A 22,864-nucleotide genomic window follows, 5' to 3' on the forward strand; every position below is an offset into this window, starting at 1 on the left:
GTTGCTACTATTTTATGGCAGAGCATGCCGGCCGGAAAGAGTCATTTGAAGCATTTTCATAAAAAAGGCGTAATCTATCGTACTAAAAAATTTCAAATAAATGGATAGTTTGACAGCTTTCATTTTCATTCATGACCCGCTGACGCTATAATTGGAAATGGGAAAGGAGAAGAGATATGAAGATAAGTGAAGCATTATACAACTATTTTTCAGAACAAGTGGATCAAATTGCGAAAGAGTGGATCGAAACGATGGAAGATTCGGATCCGAATTCGATTTATTCTTTGACAAATCCTGTCATCACAGAAGAACTGACGGAGCAGGATAAAGAATTTTACCGGCATATTAATAAAATGTATATCATGCCGGAAAAAGAATTTTTAGAAGAGTTCGAGCAGTGGGTGATTGAGCTCGCGAAAGACCAGAAGCATCTGGATACACCCGTCCAGTATGTGGTCCGTGAATTCATGAGAAACCGGAGACTATACATCAGTTATTATGATGCGTTTGCCGATAAACATGAATCTTCGTTTGCACAGGGAGAAAGGAAGAAATGGGAGAATTTAATTGTACGAGTATTTGATTTTACGATTTACACGTTTGTCGATCATGCCGAGCATAACTCAAAAATGCAGCTGAATGCGCAAAGAGAAATGATTTTGGAGTTAAGCTCGCCGGTTATCACGCTGAGCAAACGGACGGCGCTGCTGCCGCTTGTCGGCGATATTGACACGGAGCGCGCCAAATTCATTCTTGAAAATACGCTGAGCACATGTGCCAAACGGCTGATTGAACATCTGTTTATTGACCTGTCGGGTGTAGTGGTTGTCGATACGATGGTGGCGCATCAGATTTTTAAATTAATTGAGGCGCTGAACCTGATCGGCGTCACGTCCACTTTATCCGGAATCAGGCCGGAAATGGCTCAAACCGCCGTACAGCTCGGCATTAATTTCTCAGATATTACGATCAAGTCCAATCTCGCTCAGGCTCTCAATTATCATCAATAACATACATAACAAAACAGGCTGCCGAATCACTCCGGCGGCCTGTTTTTATACAAACAACAATGAAATGAGCCAGCTTGCGCCGAATAACAGAAGCACGAGCAGGAAAAAGCACCAGTCGGCGCGGCGCACAGTAACAGTTCTGTAAAACGTGCGGTTTCGGCTCCCCGTAAACCCTTTAGATTCCATCGCGATCGCCGTGCGTTCCGCCTTTCTGATTGCGCCTGCCAATAGCGGAATGGTGAAGCGCCTGACGGCGGAGATCTTGCCTTTCAGCCCGGAATCAGCCGCCGCGCCCCTGATTCTGTGCGCCTGCCGGATGATCAGGATTTCATCTTTCAGAAGAGGGAGAAATCGGAACCCCGCGATAACGCCGTATGCAAGCTTGGGCGGCAGCTTACACTGCTGAATCAGACTGAGCATGAACAGAATCGGATCGGTTGTGAAAAGAAACATCATCGACAAAGCGGAAAAACATAAAATACGAAACGCGATAGAAATCCCGAGCGCCGCGTTATCACTGTTGACGGCAATCGGCCCGAGCTTAAACAGCAGATTGCTTCCGGTTGTCGGGATGTTTCCGAATACGGCGGCTGTCCATAAAGAACCGAAGGCCAGAATGACAAACGGAATCGTGAACAGCAGCCATTTTTTCAGCGGCACACGCCCCGCCGAGAGGACGCCTCCCGCAATGATGATATAAAACAAAGCAGGGGTGTACGGATTATAAATAAACGACAGCATAATGACGCATAACAATACAGCCGCCGCCTTTATTGACGGGTTAACAGCTTCCAGCCGCAAGTTCATTTCTCCGCCTCCTGTCGTGTTTCATCCATTCATACCGCAGCGGCAAAGCCAAATGCGCCTGCTCGGCGATCCCGGTGTTATCAGAAAATAAAGCGTCGGGAGTTCCCCGGAATACCAGTTTCGTGCCGCAGAGCACAAGGATCGTGTCGGCATAATCTGAGACGAGTTCCATATCGTGTGTCACCATTAAAACAGCCGTTCCTTCCTTTTGAATCTCACGGAGCATTTGCATACACTCCCGCGCCGTTTTGGCATCCTGTCCGAAAGTCGGTTCATCAAGCATCAAAACGTTCACATTGTGCATAAGCATCGTCGCGACGCTGAGCCTGCGTTTTTGTCCTTGGCTTAAAGAAAACGGATGCTGTGAGGCATGGCGTCTCAGGCCGAATCGGGTTAACAGCTGAAGAGCTTTCTCCTTTGCGGCTCTGCTGCTTTCAAAACCGAACATCAGCTCATGAATGACGGAATCTGTGACAAACTGGTGTTCAGGATTTTGGAAAACATATCCGATCAGCCGCCGCAGCTCTTTTTCAGAATAGGAATCAATCGGTCTGCCGTCTATTTTGATGTCTCCGCCCAGCGGACGGATGAACTTGGCCGCGGCAGAAAGGAGCGTGGATTTTCCTGTTCCGTTAGGGCCGGCAATCGCGGTGATTGAACCTTTTTTTACGGAAAAGCTAACATCCTGAAAAATGACGTCTGCTCCTCTTGAGAATGACAGCTCGTGAACGCTCAGCGCGTCTTCTGCCGAAAGCGCGGCGGGCCGGGGTTCGGGCAGAGATGGTACAGGTTCGTGAAACAGCTTTTCTTTACACAATGTAAAAGGAATGCTGACGTGCTCCTGCAATGAGATCACACGCGGGATCGGAATGCCGAGCTCCATCAGCTCTCCAATCTTTGTTTCAAAGATAACGTCCGTCTCTCCGTCCATCACCTTCTGACCCGTTTCGTCAAGGACAATCGTCCTGTCCATCCACGGCGCCCAATGATCAAGCTGATGTTCGATAACGAGAAGGCCGAAGCCTTTTTTTGCTTGAAGATCTTTGATCAGCCGCACTAATTCACGTGCGGAATATGGATCAAGCTGTGCCGTCGGTTCGTCCAAAATAATGAGTTCCGGTTCCATCGCAATGATACAGGCAAGCGCCACTTTTTGTTTTGAACCGCCTGACAGCGAAGCGATCGTTCGCGTTTTCAGATGAGTGATCTCTAATTTTTCTAAAACGTCATCGATGATTGCGTCCATATCTTCTTTTGTATATTGCAAATTTTCCAGGCCGAAGGCGATTTCATCTTCAACCGACAGCATGCAAAACTGCTGGTCCGGATCTTGAAACACGACGCCGATGGATCTGGCGGCGGGTTCTGTCAGATGTGAAAGAGGTGTTCCGTATAAAGAAACGGTTCCCGATTGAACCCCATCGCATGCTTCCGGGTACAGACCGTTTAAACAGAGAGCGAGCGAGCTTTTGCCGCATCCGCTCGGCCCGAGCAATAAAGCCCGCTCTCCTTTGCGGAGCTGAAAGGACACGTTTTGAAGAATCGGCTTTTCATCCTGATCATAAGAAAAGGTAAGACGGCCGGCCGATAGAAGGGGTTCAGATGCCTGCATCTTGGTTCACCTGTTTCTTTTTCTTCTTGAATTGTTTTCCGAGCGCCATGCCGTTCAGCACCCCTGTGTAAGCCAGCGCATCACTGATTGCTTTGCCGAGAAGGCCGGCAAGAAGCGCACCTGAGACCAGACGGATGAGAAGCATGACGGCTAATAAACCCGGATTCAAAACAGAGTATCCGGAAACGAACAAGTCATAAATGAAGCTTGTCACAGAAGACCCCATACCGGATAAAAGAAGCACGGGCAGGGTATAAATGCGCCAGCGTGTCGCAAAAAAGACCGCTTCCGCACCGATTCCCTGTGCGATCCCGATCAGAATCACCATCGGTCCTGACGGATTTCCGAGTAAGCACTCCACAAACGCGGCGATGATTTCAGAAACAAGAGCCGCTCCCGGTTTTTGAATAATGTACGCGGCAATTACCGAGACGATAAACCAGATACCGTAAATCGGTTCGTAGCTCATCCGGCCGAAAAATCCTGCCGCTATATTGCTTGCATGAGTTGATACTAAATAAATGACAGCAAATACAACACTGATGACGGACATGACAACAATTTCTCTCATTTTCCAATTTTTCATTGTGATCTCCTGCTTTCTTATCGGATAGTCGTATGTATGAAAGAGTTGATTTTACAGGCGGTTTATATTCAGTTTCATATTGCGGTGTCCTCCCCCGTTTTTTAATGAAAAATAAAAAACTGCATATCCGAGGGAATATGCAGCAGCAGAACGAAAACGCATGGGGAAAAACCCTGCGCTCCGGTCAATCTGCACTTCCCCACGCTGGTATTATCCAGATCGGGTTATAAGGGATCAAAACACGCCTGCCGCATGTTTTATCTCAGCCGATAACAGCACCCCTAGTGCGTTTCCTATACAGTTTTTTATGATGACATCATCATAGTTGATCATGTCTGATTTGTAAACAGCCTTTCTCCGAACAGAGTTTGGAATCGGACCGGAAGATCATTCATAAAGATAAGAAGAGCCCTTTTGATCAAAAGGAAACGGAGGACATCTATGTTTGTTCATACAGTGCAGTCTGGCGACTCGTTATTTTCCATCAGCAGAAAGTACGGATACCCTGTAGACAGCATCAGAAGCGTCAACGGGCTTGAGGAAACGAATATCGTTCCGGGGCAGGCGCTTTTAATCCCTCTTAATGAATATACGGTTCAGCCGAATGATACGTATGCCGTTATCGCGGGTAAGGCTTATGTGCCGCAGATGCAGCTGATGCAGGCAAATCCGGATATTCCGCCGAACCGGCTGCGGGCGGGTATGAAAGTGAAGATCCCTGATATCTCTAACTATCTTGCGGGAACCCTGCAATTTTATGTCATTCGGACGCCTGAAGCGGATAGAGAGTTAATTAATGATTTTGCGCCGTATTCTTCGGCGATTTCTTTGTTTGAATATCATTTTGGCCCGAATGGAGATATCATTAACGATTTAAACGACAGAACCGCAATAGAAACCACATGGCAGAACAGAGTGCGCCCGCTTGCCGTCATTACGAATCTGACAGAAGGGGGATTCAGTCCGGAATTAGCCCATCAAGTGCTGCAAAATCCGACGGCAAGAACGAATCTCGTCAACAATATCGTCTCCTTAACCGTAAGAAAGGGATACGGCGGTGTAAATATCGATTTTGAAAGGGTCAGAGAAGCTGACAGGGACCTCTTCACAGGATTTCTCCGGCAGTTAAAAACCCGGCTTTCAGAGCATCACCTCGCGTTAACGATATCGGTTCCGGCGAAAACAAGTGATGCAGTGCCGTGGCTGAGGGGATATGATTACGGCGGAATCGGAGCTGTCGTCGATTATATGTTCATTATGGCGTACGACTGGCACCACGCCGGCAGTGAGCCGGGACCCGTGGCGCCTTTGACAGAGGTCAGGCAAACGATCAATTTTGCCATCAGCAGGGTGCCGAGAAGAAAAGTGATTCTCGGTGTTCCGCTGTACGGGTATGATTGGGTGATTCCGTACCGTCCGGGAACGATCGGATCCGCCATCTCCAATCAGCGCGCCATGGAAACGGCCATGAAGCATCAATCAGTGATCCGTTATTCCCAGCAGGAGCGTTCCCCTTACTTCCGGTATACTGATGAAAATGGAAGAACGCATGAAGTGTGGTTTGAGGATGTGCGAAGCATGAGTGAAAAAATGGTTCTCGTTCGGGAGTTCGGACTGCAGGCGATCGGCGCGTGGCAATTAACGCTCGGTTTCAAACCGGGCCCGTGGCTGCTTAGGAACTTTTTCACGATCCGAAAAATATAGCTGCATGTCCCGCTCCGCAAGTGATTTTTTTCCTATGATAACGGGTCTTCTTTTGGACAATCTAAAATTGAACAGGAGGTCTGTCATATGAAGAAAAGGGAAGAGCAGTATATCAACGAGGCTGAGTATGTACCGCATCCGACAAAAGAAGGGGAGTACGCCCTCATGCTGCATGAATCCTATCATTTCCTTTCAGAAGAGGATGAAAGCGATTTGCCGGAATAAGGGCTTTATGCCTTTATTCCGTTTATTTTATAGGCATGTGCTGAAATCACAAATTTAAGGTTGACACATTCCTTTTTTTTCTGTAATCTCAGTGTGTCAATTCAAATAAGAACTTCGTTAGGTGAGGCTCCTGTATGGAGATACGCTGCTGCCCAAAAATGTCCAAAGACGCCAATGGGTCAACAGGAATCATCGACATAAGGTGATTCTTAACGCAGCTGGATGGCTGTCCTATGCCATACAGTGCTAAAGCTCTACGATTGAAGGCCCCGCACGTTTATTTGCCGTGCTTGTTTTCGCCTTCATATCAGAAGGTTTTTTTTATGCCTCAAAACGTACACGACTGAGCATGATAAGGAGGTGCGGAGTATGGATTCTCCCCATTCGAGTATGTCAGAAGAAGTACCCATATACAGCCAGATAACCAGTGACGACATGATGAGGAGACAAACCGCCGCACTTCCCTTGACGGACGGCGCGTCTCCGTAAAGGAGGTACGAGTCCCGATGGTCCAAAACATGACCTATGACGAACTCATATTACGCATTATCATTTTATTGCGGGACGGAAAAATAAAAGAATTCCGAAACATGATAGATGAGCTTCAGCCCTATGACATGGCATTTTTGTTTAAAGAAATGCCGGAAAAGCACCGGGCCCGCTATCTGTCATATATGACGGTTGATGACATCACCGATATGATCGGAGAGCTGGAGCGGGAATTTCAGCTTGCCGTTTTGCATAAAGTCGGTAAAACGAAAGCCACTCTCGCAATGAATAAAATGGATAACGACGATCTCGCCGCATTGCTGGAAGAGATGGATGAAGAACTGAAAGAACAGCTTTTATCCAGCATGGAGGCTGAGGAATCAAAGGCCGTACAGCTTTTGATGAACTATCCGCAAGAGTCGGCGGGCCGGATGATGACGAACCGCTTCGTCTGGATTCCGCAGCATTATACAGTAAAAGATGCGGTCGTGAAGCTGAAAAGCTTTGCAGAAATCGCAGAATCAATAAATTATTTGTACGTGATTAATGACAGCAAGCAGCTTGTCGGAGTGCTCTCATACAGAGATTTAATTCTCGGCGAGCCTGACGATAAAGTGCAGGATCTCATGTTTACGCGTGTCATCTCGGCCGGGGTGCTCCAAGACCAGGAAGAGGTCGCCCGCCTGATCCAGCGGTATGACTTTTTAGCCATTCCCATCGTAGAAGAAAATCATGTGCTTGTCGGTATTGTCACTGTCGATGATATTATTGACGTCGTGATTAAAGAAGCCGATGAAGATTACGAAAAATTCGCAGCCTCCGGTAAGGCGATTACATTTGATACGAAAGCGTACGTTGCGGCGTACCGCCGTTTGCCGTGGCTCATTCTGCTTTTGTTTATCGGATTGATTTCCGGAAGCATTCTGAATTATTTTGAAGATACATTGCAAAAAGTAGTCGCCCTCGCGTTTTTCATGCCGATGATCGCGGGAACGACGGGTAATACAGGCACACAGTCACTCGCCGTCGTCATCAGAGGACTGGCTAAAGAAGAAATGAATAAAAAAACCATCTTTAAACTGATTTTCCGTGAACTAAGAACCGGTATCTATATCGGCATCGTCTGTGCGATCGCGATTACGATTGTCGCAACCGTCTGGCAGAAAGACTTAACGCTCGGTTTTGTCGTCGGTTCATCGCTGCTTGCAACGTTGATTATCGGTACGATGGCCGGAACGATCGTCCCTATTATTCTTCATAAACTGAACATTGACCCGGCGATTGCATCAGGACCGCTGATTACGACGCTGAACGATATTTTGTCCTTATTAATTTATTTCGGCATTGCAACTGCATTTCTTCATGCTTTATAAAAAAAGTCCGTCTCACAGGAGGCGGACTTTTTTGATCAGCGGTTTTTATACTTAAAATGAGCATTAAGCTGTCCTTCCAGCATTTTTTTGCGGAGCTGCGGGTCGTTTTTGAGAGCCTGTTCTTTTTTTCGCATGTCTTTTAAAATCTCAGCCGTCTGCACGCCGTCTTCCCGCTTGTTGGCAATATCCATCAGCCGCTCAACGTCCGCGAAGGAATACTTTCTCGTTCCCCGTGATGAACGCTGCGGGTAGATTAATTTCCGTTCTTCATAGTATCTGATCTGTCTGACTGACAATCCGGTTAATTCGCTTACAATGCCGATCGAGATTACTTTTTTATCTTTGTAAGATTGTTCGTCTGTCGTCATTTTTCCACCCCTGGATGTCTTTTACTCATATTATATAAGAAAAAAAGAGAAAAAACCTGACGCTTGTCAGGTTTTCTGACACGGAATAGAAAATTTTAGAAAAAAAGCGGCAGAAAAATTGACAAGGTTAATGCATGGTCCTTTGCCCCGTTTTATGCTTACTGTACAGACACAATGAGGAGGAAGGATAGGAATGGAGAAAGAAAAAGCGGTTTCGCTGGCAAAAGAAATCATTGAATTAGATATGAAACGCGATGAAATGCTGGAGGCGTTCATGCAGCTTGCCGGGGAACACGCTTTTCCGCTGCTCAGAGCCGTCCAGAACGGACTTTACCGAAAAACATCATAATCTACAGAAGTTTTACAATGGCTTTATACGTCTTTGATATAAAAGCGTTATTCTGATCATAGAATAACGGAAAACAAAGGAGGCCGCCATGAGTCGTTTGCTTCAAAATGCATTGGACAAAGAGAGAAACCATTATTCCAAAAAGCTTCTGCAGATCGGAGTCTATACGAAAGAAATACTCAATTCCATGACAATTACGGAGCTGAGAAAGGAATACGCGTATTTTTTTCGGAACATTCCCTATAAAGAACGGAACCCTTATACAAATTAAATGATGTATAAGGGTATTTTTTTATATAAAAAAGAAGGAATTCTGAAAAACGGCACGAATAGAATATAAAACAAAGAACGACTCTTATGAATTGTAAGGGTTTACATTATTTTTTTATAAAAATCTTAAATACGGGGTAGATATGATGAGATTATCATTTAACGAAGAAGAAGTGATGCGTTCGATGAATTTGTACAAAGTTTTTGCAAGGGCTTTCAAGAGTGTGTCTGAACACAGCATCCGAGACAGTAAAGAACACGGTTTTAATCCGACTGAATTTGCCGTTTTGGAGCTGCTCTATACGAGAGGACCGCAAAAGCTTCAGCAAATCGGGTCGCGCCTTTTGCTTGTCAGCGGGAATGTCACCTATGTCATCGACAAGCTTGAAAGAAACGGGTTTTTGGTCAGAGAACAAGACCCGAAGGACAAACGGTCTGTTTACGCCCATTTAACTGATAAAGGAAACGAGTATTTGGATAAAATTTATCCGATTCATTCATTGAGAATTGCGAGAGCGTTTTCAGGACTTATGCCTGAGGAACAGGAACAGCTGATAGCCCTACTGAAAAAAGCGGGAATTCACAGCCAGCATTTGCTTTTCCGTTAAAAGAAAGCGGATACAGACACTCTTCTTCACGAAGAGTGTTTTTTTTCTGTTCCGGACAGTAGAGCCTGAAGCGGTTTTTGCATAAGCTGATACAGGTCGGCATCATTATTTACCAATCATAATGTGACACGCCCCATGCCAAAATATGAGGGTGCTTTGAATATAAAGAAGGTGAACATGTGAGAAGCTGTCTGCTGTCTATATGGTACTTACTTGATCCGCTTTATTTCTTCTTTACCCGGCTGACGCTGATTGATAAACGGCAATCGAATGTATTCCGCGTCCGTTTGACTAGATATAAAGGAAAAGAAGTCATCCTGAGCGACGGAACCAGAATTAAAAAAAACGACGTATTAGTTAAGATTCATCTTCATAATGTCAAACTCCTGAAAGAGCTGCAGCCTATTGAAAGCGCGGTCAGAAGGGGGATTATGCTATATCAGAAGGTATATCAATCCATGCCTCATTTAGCGGATTATATTAACCAGCATAAACGGAAAGACGAGATTAAGGGAGTCGTCGGCATTACAATGCTTCATAAAGGAGCGGCGAGACTCGGTTTTGATGTGATAAAACCGTCCAGCGGCTGCTACAGGCTGTTTAAGAAAGCGGCCCATATTCCCATTTTATACTTTACTGCAAAACAGCTCACCCTCAAAAACATTCCTTACTCCTGCTATTTATTTATTTCCAAAGAAAAATTGATGTGCACGTATCAGACTGAAAAGAGCTGACAAAAAGCGTCAGCTCTTTCTCTTGATTTGCTCAAGCACGATTGAAAGCGGGCCGTCCTGCGGATTCCTGTAAAAATCATAAAACGGATCTCCCTCTGTCCTGACGCGGTTCACTACTGTATCGATCGTATAATCATCAGGTGTTAAAGAGGAGTTGACTTCGCTCCAATAAAGGGGAGCCGCAACCGTTCCCAATTCGTTGCCCCGGGTCGAATAGGGGGCGATAATGGTTTTCCCTTCGGCATGCTGCAAATAATCTAGGTAGAGCCTGCCGTTTCGGTTTTTGATAAACCGCTCTGTCGTAAAAAGATCCGGCCGCGTCCTGACGCAATAATCTGCGATGAGCATTGTGAACGCACGGGTTTCTTCATAGGTGAATGCTTCCGGTGAAAGCGGGATGTAAAGCTGGATGCCCTTATTTCCGGAAAGCTTCGGGAATGACGTAATGCTGAATGAGTCAAACAGCTGTTTCAGCACATGCGCAGCCTCCACTGCCATAGGAAAATCATTCCTTGACGGAGGATCAAGATCAATGACGATTTCTGCGGGCCTTTCAGAATGAACTGTCTGAAACGGAACGTGAAATTCAAGCGCCAGCTGATTAGCCAGCCATAAAAGTGACGGTATGCTGCTGCATACGATGTGCTCGTGGCTCCCGTCAAACACGCTTGAGACAAAGTCCGGCGTGTAGTCCGGTTTGTTTTTTTGAAAAAAAGATTCGCCAGGCGCGCCGTGCGGATAACGGATCACCGTGACGGCCCGATCTTTAAGAAAGGGCATAAGAAAATCGCTCATTTTCACCATATAACTAAGGAAATCTGCTTTCGTTTTTTCACGTTTTTTAAAAACAATCTTATCCAGGCTTGTGAACTGCAGCTTCGGCGGCAGCGTTTTAGAGTGAAGGATAAGCTGCTGATACGTGCATTCCGTCCAATCCATTTCAAACTGAAAAGACACAAAAGATACTTCACGCAGCGTGTCCTGCAATATGGTTAAATACTGCACGGTCATGCAGATAGAAGGCTCAAGTGTATACTCGCCGCTTTTTTGTTTTTTTCCGTGGGTCTCCATAATGGTTCTGACGGCGTTTTTTTCTTCCGCCTGCATGCCGTGGGAAACGGAAGCGATCGGGACGGCGGTGCCGTCTTTTAAAACAGAGGCCGTTACATACCCGTTCTTCGGATTAAACCCGGTTAATAGCACATGTGCCGTTTTCATATGTTTATACTTTTGCCAGTCGGGAGAGCGTTTATTTTCCGCCCAGCCGCTGGAAGCCCTTTTTGCTACGATACCTTCTCCGTCATGGCGGACGACCTTGTCCCAAAGCACATCAAAGTCAGTGTGTTCCGGAATGTATTGAATCGCTTCTTCCGCTAAGTGATGAGGGCAGGCGGGAAGATTTGCTTCGTTAAGCAGTTTGGAAAGGGCGCGTTTCCGTTTCACATACGGTAATGAGACGGTGCCCGCGCCTTCCAGAACGAGGAGATCGAACGCCAGAAAGCGGCACGGCCGTCTATCAGCGGTGCTTTCAATTGCTTCCGTCCGTTTTAAACGTCCGCGGATTTGAAGATGCTCAAAGTCCGCTCTGTACGGATTGATTAAATAGACAAGCTCTCCGTCAAGCGTAATGGGGAACCTGTCTTTCATGTGCTGAAAACACCGGGCCGCAAAAGCCGTGATTTCCGGAAATTGATTCGTCAGCGTCTGTCCGTTTCTGCTGGTTAATGTAACGCCGCTTTCGTCTATGAGGAGAAGACAGCGGAATCCGTCATACTTTACCTCATAGCGCCACTCACTGCCTTCAGGCGGTACAGAGGTCAAAATCGGCTGCATCGTCAGCACCATGATTAAGACGTTCCGGCTTTTTGTCTGGTCGTCTTCTGCTTTTTGCCTCCGCCGCCTGCTGACGCGGCGTCTTTTGTCCGCGCCGGTGCAGCCTGTTCGCGATCCGGCCGCTTCGTCCGGTCAATGCTTGCCTGAAGCGCGCTGACAAGATCGATGACATCTTCGCGCGGGCCGGCAGCAGCCGGTGTCACGCCCGCTTCTTCATGTTCGAGCTTATCGTTAATTTTAGCGAGAAGGGCTTTCCGGTATGTGTCTTCGTATTGTTCCGGGTCAAACTCGGTTGTCAGCTCATTAATTAACGTAATCGCCGTCTGCAGCTCTTTTTCATTAACGGCTGTCTGCTCGGGAACGCCCGGCACATGTCCGGCATTTCTGACTTCATCTGGATAATGAATGGATTCCATCACGATGCAGTTGTCATACACGCGAAGAATCGCAAGCTGCTGTTTAGAGCGGATCGTAATGGAGGCGATCCCGATTTTACCCGTCGTCCTCAGCGCTTCCCGCAGAAGTGTATAGGCTTTTGTGCCGTTATCTCCCGGTCCGACATAATAAGACCGGTTAAAATAAATCGGATCAATTTCCTGCAGCTGGACAAAGTCAACAATCTCAACCGCCTTTTCTTCATGTTCCTGTTTTACGTCTTTCAAGTCTTCGTCTGTCATAATGACGTATTTCCCTTTTACATACTCATAGCCTTTCACGATTTCATCAGGCTCCAGACTCTTTTCACATCCGGTGCAGATTTTTTCGTATTTAATCGGCGCATGGTCTTCTTTATGAAGACTGCGGAATTTTATATCTTTATCTTCAGTGGCCGCAAAGAGCTTGACCGGGATATTGACGAGGCCGAAACTGATCGAACCCTTCCACATCGTGTGCATGAATAAAAACTCCTTTTTGTCTTTATTGTGGATAAACGGGTCCGTTCCATGTGTAGCAACTTATGGGTGATGCGGCGCTTCATGGAGCGGCTGTTCCATTTCCTCAGGCGGAAATGGTCGGCTGAAAAGGAAATGAATTCTTGATTTACAATCAGTGAATCGGTAAGTTCTTTAAAGCGCTGAAGTCCCTGAAAATCATTCCCCGGGAAATGCCCCGCATTCCCATGTAGTGACTGAGAAAATTTCCCGCTCCCATATGAACTGAATCCGCGGTCAGCCGCCGCTTATCGCGAGGGGTGATTTTTCCGGAGAACTTAAGTGATATAACCGCCGCCAGACAAGCAATCAGGAGACAGGCGGGACGTTGTATTGCGCTTGTCATTCCCTCCCGCTATACCGATCTGAAACGACTCACATTTATAACGGGCATGTCTTAAAGATATTTCAGACTCAAGGTTTTGTGTTAAAATCATTCTTAAGTTTCGGAATATAGACGTAAGCCGGGAGTGATAGATCATCGAAGATTTCATCATATCAATAATAGAGGCGTTTAAAAGCTTATCTTACGCCGGGATTTTTTTGGCGCTCAGTATAGAATTCATCCCGGCGGAAATTGTTCTTCCGCTTGCGGGCTATTGGGTCTCAAAAGGGGATATGACGCTTGCCGGGACCGTGTTTGCCGGTTCGCTCGGCGGTGTTTCAGGTCCGCTTGTCTTATATGGAATCGGCAGGCTGGGCGGTCGGCCGTTTTTGCTGAAATATGGAAAGTATATATGGATAAAACCCGAATCCCTGCAGAAATCAGATGATTTCTTTCAGAAGCACGGAGGTTTGGTCGCGTTCAGCGGCCGTTTTATACCGGGGGTCAGGACGCTGATTTCTTTACCGTGCGGCATTGCGAAGATGAATGTCTGGGTGTTCTCTCTATATACATATGCAGCGATGCTGCCGATTACATTTGCTTACGTATACCTCGGAATGAAACTCGGGGAAAATTGGAAAAGCGTCGGTTCCATTCTCGATCAATATATGCTGCCGCTCGGTATATTCATTGTGTTGCTTCTCATTCTTTGGATGTTTTTAAAGAGAAGAAAACAGCGGGCCAAAACAGAAGAAATTTCTCAATTTGTTAAAAAAGTTAAGCGTTGACAAATGATGAAACAGGCTTTATCATGAGCGTATAAACAAATATTTCTTGAAATCCCAAAGGGGAGTAGCGTCCGGATATTCCGGAAACAAAGTCGTCAATTCATGGATCATATCCATCGGCTTTGTTGGCATGCCAATCATTCATGTCTAGCAAGACCTTTGCCTTATATCGGCAAAGGTCTTTTTTGCGTAAAAAACCGCCGGTATAAGCTCGGATGATAGAAAAAAGAAACGGAGGGAATGGATTGGACTTTGCATTATTATTGGAGTATGGATGGGTTCTTCTCGTTTTAATCGGGCTGGAAGGGATTTTGGCGGCGGATAACGCGCTGGTGATGGCTGTGATGGTGAAGCATCTTCCTGAAAAACAAAGGAAGAAGGCTTTATTTTACGGATTGGCGGGCGCATTTATTTTGCGTTTCGGGTCGCTGTTCGCCATTTCTTTTCTGGTGAATGTTTGGCAGGTCCAGGCCGTCGGCGCTTTATATCTGTTTTACATTGCGGTCAGCCATTTGCTGAAGCGGTATGTATTTAAAGATAACGCCGGTCAGAAAACGCAGAAAGAAAGCGGGTTTTGGCAGACTGTCTTGAAAGTGGAGCTCGCGGACATCGCTTTTGCCGTTGACTCCATTTTAGCGGCGGTCGCGCTAGCCGTAACGCTCCCGGGAACACAGCTTCCTGCCATCGGCGGCTTGGACGGCGGTCAGTTTCTCGTTATTTTAGCCGGCGGCGTAATCGGTTTAATCATTATGCGTTTTGCGGCATCAATGTTCGTATCCTTACTGAAAACCAGGCCGGGCCTTGAAACGGCGGCATTTGTGATTGTCGGATGGGTAGGCGTGAAGCTCGCTCTTTATACATTGGCCCATGAGGAACTCGGTATAATTCCGGCAGATGTCATCCATTCGGCGGCCTGGAAAATCATTTTCTGGGCGGTTCTGGCTGCCATTGCGGTTTGCGGATGGTTTATGTCAGGAGCAAAACAAATAGAGTCTGGCGCGCCATCGGAAAAAAGAGAACACGCGTAAAATGATCAAAAAGGGAGTCTGGCTTTTTAAAAAGCAGGTTCCCTTTTTTGTTTGAAACGCTTACATTTAAGACATATGATAACAATTTTATAACAGCATTGTTACAAAAAACACAGAGAAAACCCCCTTAATTCTGCATGGGGGCACGAAATCATGTATAGTACGTCTTATTGGCTTGTCATAATTGAGACAAATGAAATCGATTTCTCTTTTTCTTCCTTTGCGAATCCCTACTAAATTAGCTATGATTATGAGTAGTTATAGGGAGGAACTGAGGTGAAACCAGTGCTTAGCCTTTTGTTTAAATTGGGAAAAAAGAAGCAAACGCTTGAAACATCTGTTGAAAAAATACAAAAAGGCGACAAAGATCTGCAGAACGATTTAATACAGCAATATAAGCCTTTTATCGCGAAGACGGTTTCATCCGTTTGTAAACGATATATAGATGAAAAAGACGACGAATTCAGCATCGGGCTGATCGCGTTTAACGAAGCTATTGAAAAGTATTCGGCTGAAAAAGGTAATTCGCTGCTTGCATTTGCAGAGCTGATTATAAAAAGAAAAGTGATAGACTATATCAGAAAAGAAGCAAGAACCGCTCAGCATATCAATATGGATGTGCAGGAAGGCGACGACCAGGAATCTTCGCAGAGCCTTATCGAAGCGGAGCTTTCCATTGATGAATACCGCAAACAGATAGAACAGGAACAGCGCCGGGAAGAAATTCTTTTTTTTCAGAAGCAGCTGAAAGAATACGGCCTGTCTTTTAAAGAGCTGCTGGAACAATCGCCGAAGCATACAGATGCGAGGCAGAATGCGATTAAGGTAGCCTACACGCTTGTTGAAAATGAAGAGCTGGCGTCCATTTTGCACCAGAAAAAACAGCTTCCTGTCAAACAGCTGGAGCAGCTCGTGTCGGTCAGCAGAAAAACGATCGAACGGAACCGAAAATATATCATCGCCATGAGTATTATTATTACCGGTGATTATATTTATTTAAAAGATTATCTTAAAGGGGTGTTGCACTCATGAGAAGAGGGATCATAGTAGAGAAAAATAAAAAATTCGTCACGTTGCTAACCCCTGACGGACAATTTTTAAAAACAAAAAATGATCACCGCACTTGTGAAATCGGAGAGGAAATTACGTTCGAAGGCGAAACGCGTATGGGAAGAAGGGCCAGCTTTTTTGATTTTCTGAAACTGCGCCCTTTTAAATTGGGAGTGTTTACGATGACTGCTATTATTTTGTTTATTTTAATTTTGCTCCCGGTTTTTTCTGATAACAAAGCTTACGCGTATATGACGCTTGACATTAATCCCAGCATTGAAATGGCTTTAAACAGCAAATATGAAGTCATTGAACTGACACCGCTGAACCATGACGCCAAACAGGTCATCAGTGACATCGGAGATTGGAAAAGCAGCGATTTTAAGGAAGTCATCAGTAATATTATTACCGATTGCAGCAAGCACGGATATGTAAAGGAATCAAAAGAGATTTTAATTTCCACGGTTTATGAAAATACAGATGACAATACATATAAAAAAGGCGTTAAAAAACAGCTGGCTGACATGACTGAAAAATATAAGGGCACCTACCAGGTCCAATCGCTTGAATCTGATATGGAAACAAGAGAAAAAGCAAAACAGGAAGGGATGTCAACAGGCAGCTACATAAGAAGAAACGAAAAGAAAACAGAAGAAAAACAGCCTGAAAAGCAAACCGACGGCAATGAAACAGATCAAAAAGATACCGAAACAGACGCTGATCAAAGCGAGCAGCCGGACACAGAAAAGCCGGCGGCTGATGAAAAGACAGCTCCTGATGAAGAAAAGGCAGCAGAGAAGCCGGGAAACAATGAAACAACGCCCGGTACGGAAGAAGCGAAGCCGGACAGTCAGGACGGCAATCAGCAAACCGAAAAAAATGCAGCTTCCGGATCAGAGGAAAACACACAGAAGGAACAAGATGGGGAAACAGAGCAGCCCCCAACACAAAATCCTCAGGAAAACGGAAATGACAAAGAGCATAAGCAAAAGTATTACAATCATTACTGGAATCATGATCGCAATGAACATTGGGAATCCTATCGGCATCATGAAGATTCGTCAGACCGAAGGAATCCGAACGGCTACCGGCACGGAAAGGAGAATGCCGATAAATATCAAAATTCGCCGAGAAGTCCCGGCGAATAAGCTGCATTATTGATTTTTCCCGTTTAATTGTGATTGAGCCTGCTGTACAAGACGTTTTGTCATTTCCCCGCCTACAGAGCCGTTTGCGCGTGCTGCTGTATCAGAGCTAAGGTTCACGCCGAATTCTTGAGCCACTTCGAATTTAAATTGGTCAAGTGCCTGCTCAGCCCCTGGAACTAAGAGTTTATTTCTGCTCGCCATCTTTTTCATCTCCTTTTCTCTGGCAAGATGTGTTTTCGCATTTTAGTTTCAAACGGAACGGTATTGATTATGCTGGCAATTGTTGTACAGCAAAAAAACCCCGGCGCAGACACCGGGGCGAAGAAGCGTTATGAATTATAATAAATGGCTGATCATTTTGTAGGCTGAGGCTTGAATATGGAAAGTCAAAACGGAGAGCACCGTGACGGCGATTATGGATCTGATATCGTTCCATTGTCCGCTTCCGAGTTCTTTAAAGCAGCCTTTGAGCTTGTCCGTCTGCTCTTCGACGAGCTCCTGCAGGCTCGTTTCCTTCATCGGCGGGTTTGCCTTATGATGAAGATAATCAATCACTTGGGCGCAGCTTTCATAGTAGCTGATCGGGCTGATGACGTCATCTGATCTGTCTGTGATCGTGTTAAAAGCGATTTTTAATATGCCGCGTATATGTTCGAAGTCATAAATTGATTTTAAATCACGTACAATGAGAAGGATGACAGCTTGTTCAATTGTATATTTTTTGCCGAGTAAGGGGTGGCCGATTAAATCTTTAATATCGCGCTTCACCCAGTTTTGGACGGCGGTTGATTTTAAAGACGTCAGCTCGCACAGATTTCCCAGCTCGACAATCTCGTTAGTTGAAAGCCCGTATTCCTTTTTCTCTTTTTTTCGTTCGAATCTCGTAAGAAATTCAGGGATATGCAGACGGCTTTCCGCTTCATCCAAGGTCATATCCGCTGATTGCAATAAGATTTGGAGAGGGGTTGCGTCTCCTTGGCCTTTTAACGCGTAAAGAAGCCGGACCATATCAGTTCGGGTCAGTTTAAACGTGTTCATGGTTCACCTCTGATTGATTACGTGTTACTTTCTAATATCAATGAGAATTACATTAACATCATACGTCGAAAATGTTGCATTTTCAAACAGATCATTTATAATTTAAGTAAATAAGTTCTTTTGATCTTAAAAAAGACGGAGGTAATTATGGCGAAAAGAATATTTCTGTTTATTTTAACGAACCTTTTGGTCATTACGACAATCGGAATTGTGCTTACGATTATTACAAGCGTTACCGGTGTCGGCTCGTATATACAAAATGGCCGCATTGATCTGATGGCATTGCTCGTGTTCAGTCTTGTCGTCGGTTTTGTCGGTTCTTTTATTTCTCTCGGAATGTCCAGATGGATGGCCAAAACGATGATGGGCGTCCGGGTGTTAAATCCGAAGAAACAGTCGCTCAGCTATGAAGAACAGCAATTGGTTGACCGTGTGCACAGATTGTCCCGTGCCGCAGGGATGACGAAAATGCCTGAAGTCGGCATTTATCATTCCCCGGAGGTCAATGCTTTTGCGACCGGGCCTTCTAAGCGCCGTTCGCTTGTCGCAGTTTCTTCAGGTTTATTGCAGCAGATGGATGATGCTGCGGTGGAAGGGGTTCTTGCCCATGAAGTCGCACACATCACAAACGGTGATATGGTCACGATGACGCTGCTGCAGGGAATCGTCAATACGTTCGTCGTATTCCTTTCCCGAATCGCGGCATGGTTTGCAAGCCGCTTTGTCAAAGAAGACCTCGCGCCGGTCGTTCACTTTATCGCGATGATCGTGTTTCAGATTATCTTTTCCATTCTCGGCAGTCTTGTCGTCTTCGCCTACTCGCGTCATAGAGAATTTCACGCTGACCGCGGCGGTGCAGACCTTGCCGGCAAGGATAAAATGATTCACGCCCTGCGTACGCTGAAGTCTTATACAGGACATGTGAATGAAGAGGACCAGACGGCGGTGCAGACGTTAAAAATTAACGGCAAAAAGCATTCGTCACTGTTCTCCACACACCCTGATCTCGATGAGCGTATCCGCAGGCTGGAAGCAAAATAATCAACAAAACCTCTGACAATCGTTTCAGAGGTTTTTTGTTTAAAGATCGGCAAATTACATAAGGTAATGAAAAATCTTTCTAAAAAGACCTTTAAAAATTCTCCCAATATCATTAGAATAATTACGTACTACATTTGAGAGGCAGAAGGAACTATCTTATGAAATTAAAACTGAAGAAATTCATACAGATCTTGTCGCCTGCACAGCTGATTGCATTATATTATTTTCTTGCTGTAACGGTGGCATTTATTTTGCTAAGTCTGCCGGCCGCCCACAAACAAGGGGCCAGCTGGTCGTTTATAGACGCGCTGTTTACGGCTGTCAGCTCAGTCAGTGTCACCGGTTTAACGGTCGTCAACACGGCTGATACATTCAGCACGGCCGGGATTGTCATTTTGGCTTTCGTGCTTCAATTCGGCGGAATCGGCATCATGACGCTCGGAACATTCGTCTGGCTCATTATGGGCAAACGGATCGGTCTGCGGGAACGGAAGCTCATTATGGTGGATCAGAATCAATCGCAGTTTTCCGGTATCGTCAACCTGATGAAGCAAGTGCTGTTTTTGATTTTATTAATCGAGTTTTTAGGCGGCATCATCTTAGGAACATATTTTTTAACGTATTATGATTCGTTTGAACAGGCGTACTTGCATGGATTCTTTGCGAGCGTCAGCGCCACGACAAACGGCGGTTTTGATATTACGGGAAATTCACTCGTCCCGTTCAGACATGACTATTTCGTGCAGTTTATTACGATGCTTCTGATTATTTTCGGTGCGATCGGTTTTCCAGTGCTTGTAGAAGTAAAAGACTTTTTGTTTTCAAAACAGCGCAGATACTCATTCACGCTGTTTACGAAAATTACGACCGTTACGTTCGGAATGCTCGTTTTGTTCGGAGCCGTGGGCATTTACGCGCTTGAAGCAAGCCATGTCATGAAGGGGAAAAGCTGGCATGATGTTTTATTTTTATGTCTCTTTCAATCAACCGCTACGCGAAGCGGCGGGCTTGCGACAATTGATATCAGCCAGCTGTCGGCGCCGACATTATTTTTCATCTGTGCCCTCATGTTTATCGGCGCATCACCGAGCTCGGTCGGCGGCGGAATCCGTACGACGACATTTGCGCTTAACCTGCTTGCCCTGTTTCATTTTGCCCGGGGGAATAAAGCGGTCAAGGTCTTTAAACGCGAGCTTCATCAGGCTGATGTCATGAAGTCGCTGGTCGTCACGATGATGGCGATTCTGCTCGTGTTCGGATCGACGCTGATTCTGTCCGTGACGGAGAAAAATCAGACGCTCCTCGGACTGCTTTTTGAAGTGTGTTCCGCATTCGGAACGACCGGCCTGTCGCTTGGGATTACTCCGCATTTAAGCGACATCGGAAAATGCGTGATCATGATTGTCATGTTTATCGGCCGGATCGGCATTTTGACGTTCCTTTATTTGATCGGCCGAAAAGAAATCGAAGCAAATTATCACTATCCGAAGGAAAGAATGATTATCGGCTGACACCGCTTTTTAGAAAGCGGTGTTTTTTATTGCCGTAAAATGGATGAGTGGAAACAGTTTCTTTGGAGATTCTACTTGTAAAGAGGTGACGTCATTGTTTGCCGTATTTTGGAAGTCGGTAGTTATGATAGCGGTCGGTACCTTTTTATTGCGGATTGCCGGACGGAAATCAATCAGCCAGCTGTCGGTGACCCAGACAGTCATCATGATTTCGATCGGCTCGATTATTATTCAGCCGTTCATTGAACATAATTTATGGGAAACCATTTTCGCGGCGGCGATTTTTATTGCGGTATTAATCCTGATGGAATATTTAGAAATCAAATCAAGCTTTTTTGAGTTTTTATTTTCAGGAAAAACCGTCGCCGTTGTCAGAAACGGAAAAATCATCCCGGAAAACTTAAAAAAAATGCGTTTTACCGAAGCTCAGCTGTCAATGAGGATCAGGCAGGAAGGCCTCGGAGACATTCAAGATTTTAAATATGTGCTGCTTGAGCCGAACGGACAGATCGGCTATGAACTCATTGATGAGGCCAAAAACGTGACAGTGCGCGACTTGAAAGAAATGCTTGATGAATTCAAAACAGATTTGCTGACAGAAGGAGGAAATCAAATGAAACGCAAAGCAGCAAAGAATGAAGCTTTGACCAACAACAACACACCGACTGAGAGCATGGACAAAGATGCATACAAAACACAATATGACGGTGATCCCGGACTGAGAGGCGCAAACCGCAAATCAAAACACGGCAAACAAGGAGGCGAGTAACATGACGAAAAAAAACCGCCACAGCAAAGACATGCAAAACCATAAAAAGCCGATGGACCCTAAATTGCTTGAAGAAGAGTTTGCAAGCGAGCTCGGTGATTATAACGCCGGAAAATGGATTGAAACGCTTGAACAGACGAAGCCAAAGAAAAAAGAAGACGGCAAACAATAAAAAATACCTCTTAGGCGGCAACGCTTAAGAGGTATTTTGCATTATTTCGAATAAGCACCGTTTCTTGTTCCTTTCACCGCTTCAAGCAAGCCGGTTATCCGCAGCTCAATAAACGGCTGTGCGGCCGTTTTCACCGCATTGCTGGAGAGAATGGACGTAAGAGCGGCCGTTAAAATTAAGAGCATGACTAAATTCTGATAATCAGATAAGTGATCTTCAAGCCCGATCTGCCGCAGCGTTTTTATGATGAATCCATGCAGCAGATACACGTAAAACGTTCTCGTACCCCATTTCGTAAAGAAATAACGCCTTTGCGGAACGAGCGCCAAAAAGCTGAAAGTGGCGGCAAAGGCCAAAACATACCAGCCGATGCGCGACAGACCGCTCAACAGCGACACTGTGCCGAATGTAGAATAAGGCTCCGATCCGAACAGCCAAGAGTAATCAAAATCAATGCACCAGCATAAGAGGAAAACAATCCCCAGTACGCCCGCGGCAATCTGCCTGCCTCTTTTAGCCCGAAGCAAATCAAAGTGCTGTTTCTTTAAATAAAATCCGACGAGAAACATCGGAAGAAAAACAAACGTCCGTGAAAGACTCAGCGTGCTGCTGATAAAATCAAGATACCCGATTATGACGGCAAGTCCGCAGCTCGCCCCAAGCGCCCACATTTTCGGCAGCTTCGTAAAGGGATAAAGCAGCAGATTCCAAAAGAATAAGCTGACTAAAAACCAGAGAGACCACTGCGGATCAATTGGATTGACGCTTGTCATGCTTTCATCCTGAATCAAATAGTAAAAAACCGAGTAAATGCCCTGAAAAATCAGGTACGGAATAATCAGCTTCACAGCCAGCTTCTTCACATAACCTTTCCGCTTAAAGTTTTTTGCGAAATAGCCGGAAACCAGGATAAAGGCCGGCATATGAAAAGTATAAATGAATTTGTAGAGATGGAGCATAAACTCATTTCCGTTAATAAATGACCGGAGGATATGGCCGAACACCACCAGGAAAATCAAGATAAACTTGGCGTTGTCAAAGTAACTGTCTCGCGATTTTGTCATAGCATCACCTTCTCTTCAAAAATCATCCAC

25 protein-coding genes and 2 riboswitches are annotated in these 22,864 nt (G+C 45.5%); of the genes, 16 read left to right on the forward strand and 9 right to left on the reverse strand.

Annotated features, from left to right (window positions below; genetic code table 11):
- Positions 1–176 precede the first annotated feature (176 nt).
- Entirely contained in the window at positions 177–1,010 is an 834-nt protein-coding gene (locus tag MY7_RS05535; protein ID WP_007610897.1) for an STAS domain-containing protein, read from the forward strand.
- A 45-nt stretch (positions 1,011–1,055) separates the two neighbouring features.
- On the opposite strand, the gene MY7_RS05540 is transcribed toward MY7_RS05535, so the two are convergent.
- Genes MY7_RS05540 through MY7_RS05550 form a run of 3 tightly spaced genes read right to left on the reverse strand, consistent with a single transcriptional unit; the run spans position 1,056 to position 4,015 of the window.
- Positions 1,056–1,817, reverse strand: coding sequence for an energy-coupling factor transporter transmembrane component T family protein (locus MY7_RS05540; protein ID WP_007610899.1), 762 nt, complete (start codon positions 1,815–1,817; stop codon positions 1,056–1,058).
- Positions 1,792–3,429, reverse strand: coding sequence for an ABC transporter ATP-binding protein (locus tag MY7_RS05545; protein WP_007610904.1), 1,638 nt, complete (start codon positions 3,427–3,429; stop codon positions 1,792–1,794). The genes MY7_RS05540 and MY7_RS05545 overlap by 26 nt, the downstream gene beginning before the upstream one ends.
- Complete coding sequence (locus MY7_RS05550) at positions 3,416–4,015, reverse strand: ECF transporter S component (protein ID WP_007610905.1); 600 nt, start codon at positions 4,013–4,015, stop codon at positions 3,416–3,418. Before MY7_RS05550 ends, MY7_RS05545 begins: the two co-directional genes overlap by 14 nt.
- Positions 4,016–4,194: 179 nt before the next feature.
- Positions 4,195–4,308, reverse strand: a riboswitch (TPP riboswitch).
- A 148-nt stretch (positions 4,309–4,456) separates the two neighbouring features.
- On the opposite strand from MY7_RS05550, the gene MY7_RS05560 reads away from it, so the two are divergent.
- The 3 genes from MY7_RS05560 to mgtE all read left to right on the forward strand — a co-directional run bounded on the left by MY7_RS05560 (position 4,457) and on the right by mgtE (position 7,806).
- On the forward strand, positions 4,457–5,719 hold the full coding sequence (locus MY7_RS05560) for a glycoside hydrolase family 18 protein (RefSeq protein ID WP_007610909.1): 1,263 nt from the start codon (positions 4,457–4,459) through the stop codon (positions 5,717–5,719).
- A gap of 87 nt (positions 5,720–5,806) precedes the next feature.
- Complete coding sequence (locus tag MY7_RS19520) at positions 5,807–5,944, forward strand: transcriptional regulator SplA domain-containing protein (RefSeq protein WP_003154740.1); 138 nt, start codon at positions 5,807–5,809, stop codon at positions 5,942–5,944.
- A 106-nt stretch (positions 5,945–6,050) separates the two neighbouring features.
- Positions 6,051–6,216: riboswitch (M-box (ykoK) riboswitch) on the forward strand.
- A 234-nt stretch (positions 6,217–6,450) separates the two neighbouring features.
- Positions 6,451–7,806, forward strand: coding sequence for a magnesium transporter (gene mgtE, locus MY7_RS05565; protein WP_007407216.1), 1,356 nt, complete (start codon positions 6,451–6,453; stop codon positions 7,804–7,806).
- A gap of 35 nt (positions 7,807–7,841) precedes the next feature.
- Here mgtE and tnrA read toward each other — a convergent pair whose 3' ends face one another.
- Positions 7,842–8,174, reverse strand: a complete 333-nt coding sequence (gene tnrA, locus MY7_RS05570; protein WP_003154734.1) for a MerR family transcriptional regulator TnrA — start codon at positions 8,172–8,174, stop codon at positions 7,842–7,844.
- Positions 8,175–8,367: 193 nt separating this feature from the next.
- On the opposite strand from tnrA, the gene MY7_RS19525 reads away from it, so the two are divergent.
- From MY7_RS19525 to MY7_RS05585, 4 genes are all read left to right on the forward strand, one after another.
- On the forward strand, positions 8,368–8,523 hold the full coding sequence (locus tag MY7_RS19525) for a hypothetical protein (RefSeq protein ID WP_003154733.1): 156 nt from the start codon (positions 8,368–8,370) through the stop codon (positions 8,521–8,523).
- An 88-nt stretch (positions 8,524–8,611) separates the two neighbouring features.
- Positions 8,612–8,794 (forward strand): Fur-regulated basic protein FbpA, encoded by a 183-nt coding sequence (locus MY7_RS05575; RefSeq protein WP_003154731.1) that lies wholly within the window; start codon positions 8,612–8,614, stop codon positions 8,792–8,794.
- Between the two features lie 142 nt (positions 8,795–8,936).
- Entirely contained in the window at positions 8,937–9,401 is a 465-nt protein-coding gene (locus tag MY7_RS05580; RefSeq protein ID WP_007610911.1) for a MarR family winged helix-turn-helix transcriptional regulator, read from the forward strand.
- Positions 9,402–9,580: 179 nt separating this feature from the next.
- Positions 9,581–10,135 carry a YkoP family protein gene (locus MY7_RS05585; protein WP_007407215.1) on the forward strand — a complete coding sequence of 185 codons (555 nt, stop codon included), beginning with the start codon at positions 9,581–9,583 and terminating at the stop codon, positions 10,133–10,135.
- 9 nt (positions 10,136–10,144) lie between these two features.
- On the opposite strand, the gene MY7_RS05590 is transcribed toward MY7_RS05585, so the two are convergent.
- Together MY7_RS05590 and ku are read right to left on the reverse strand one after the other, a co-directional pair.
- Positions 10,145–11,980: a DNA ligase D gene (locus MY7_RS05590; RefSeq protein WP_007610912.1), complete on the reverse strand. Its 1,836-nt coding sequence runs from the start codon at positions 11,978–11,980 to the stop codon at positions 10,145–10,147.
- A gap of 2 nt (positions 11,981–11,982) precedes the next feature.
- Positions 11,983–12,864: a non-homologous end joining protein Ku gene (gene ku, locus MY7_RS05595; RefSeq protein ID WP_007610913.1), complete on the reverse strand. Its 882-nt coding sequence runs from the start codon at positions 12,862–12,864 to the stop codon at positions 11,983–11,985.
- Positions 12,865–13,377: 513 nt separating this feature from the next.
- On the opposite strand from ku, the gene MY7_RS05605 reads away from it, so the two are divergent.
- The 4 genes from MY7_RS05605 to MY7_RS05620 all read left to right on the forward strand — a co-directional run bounded on the left by MY7_RS05605 (position 13,378) and on the right by MY7_RS05620 (position 17,239).
- Entirely contained in the window at positions 13,378–14,013 is a 636-nt protein-coding gene (locus tag MY7_RS05605; protein ID WP_394852439.1) for a DedA family protein, read from the forward strand.
- 245 nt (positions 14,014–14,258) lie between these two features.
- Positions 14,259–15,041 (forward strand): TerC family protein, encoded by a 783-nt coding sequence (locus MY7_RS05610; RefSeq protein WP_029325875.1) that lies wholly within the window; start codon positions 14,259–14,261, stop codon positions 15,039–15,041.
- Between the two features lie 276 nt (positions 15,042–15,317).
- Positions 15,318–16,073, forward strand: coding sequence for an RNA polymerase sigma factor SigI (gene sigI, locus MY7_RS05615; RefSeq protein ID WP_003154719.1), 756 nt, complete (start codon positions 15,318–15,320; stop codon positions 16,071–16,073).
- On the forward strand, positions 16,070–17,239 hold the full coding sequence (locus MY7_RS05620) for an anti-sigma-I factor RsgI family protein (protein ID WP_007610924.1): 1,170 nt from the start codon (positions 16,070–16,072) through the stop codon (positions 17,237–17,239). The genes sigI and MY7_RS05620 overlap by 4 nt, the downstream gene beginning before the upstream one ends.
- A 6-nt stretch (positions 17,240–17,245) precedes the next feature.
- Here the strand turns inward: MY7_RS05620 and MY7_RS05625 are convergent, their stop codons facing one another.
- Together MY7_RS05625 and MY7_RS05630 are read right to left on the reverse strand one after the other, a co-directional pair.
- On the reverse strand, positions 17,246–17,440 hold the full coding sequence (locus MY7_RS05625; protein ID WP_029325876.1) for an alpha/beta-type small acid-soluble spore protein: 195 nt from the start codon (positions 17,438–17,440) through the stop codon (positions 17,246–17,248).
- 135 nt (positions 17,441–17,575) lie between these two features.
- On the reverse strand, positions 17,576–18,277 hold the full coding sequence (locus MY7_RS05630) for a DUF1836 domain-containing protein (protein WP_007610930.1): 702 nt from the start codon (positions 18,275–18,277) through the stop codon (positions 17,576–17,578).
- Between the two features lie 147 nt (positions 18,278–18,424).
- Between MY7_RS05630 and htpX the strand changes: the two genes are divergently transcribed.
- The 4 genes from htpX (at position 18,425) to MY7_RS19530 (ending at position 21,770) form a co-directional block, all read left to right on the forward strand.
- A complete protein-coding gene (htpX, locus tag MY7_RS05635; protein WP_007610932.1) occupies positions 18,425–19,318 on the forward strand; it encodes a protease HtpX in 894 nt (297 codons plus the stop codon).
- A 158-nt stretch (positions 19,319–19,476) separates the two neighbouring features.
- Positions 19,477–20,829: a TrkH family potassium uptake protein gene (locus MY7_RS05640; RefSeq protein WP_007610933.1), complete on the forward strand. Its 1,353-nt coding sequence runs from the start codon at positions 19,477–19,479 to the stop codon at positions 20,827–20,829.
- 94 nt (positions 20,830–20,923) lie between these two features.
- Positions 20,924–21,598 (forward strand): DUF421 domain-containing protein, encoded by a 675-nt coding sequence (locus tag MY7_RS05645; protein ID WP_032864618.1) that lies wholly within the window; start codon positions 20,924–20,926, stop codon positions 21,596–21,598.
- 1 nt (position 21,599) lies between these two features.
- On the forward strand, positions 21,600–21,770 hold the full coding sequence (locus MY7_RS19530) for a hypothetical protein (RefSeq protein WP_007610936.1): 171 nt from the start codon (positions 21,600–21,602) through the stop codon (positions 21,768–21,770).
- A gap of 41 nt (positions 21,771–21,811) precedes the next feature.
- Here MY7_RS19530 and MY7_RS05650 read toward each other — a convergent pair whose 3' ends face one another.
- Positions 21,812–22,834, reverse strand: a complete 1,023-nt coding sequence (locus tag MY7_RS05650; protein WP_007610938.1) for an acyltransferase family protein — start codon at positions 22,832–22,834, stop codon at positions 21,812–21,814.
- Positions 22,835–22,864: the final 30 nt, after the last annotated feature.

The organism is Bacillus sp. 5B6, from assembly GCF_000259405.1.
In the GTDB taxonomy this organism is placed as follows: domain Bacteria; phylum Bacillota; class Bacilli; order Bacillales; family Bacillaceae; genus Bacillus; species Bacillus velezensis.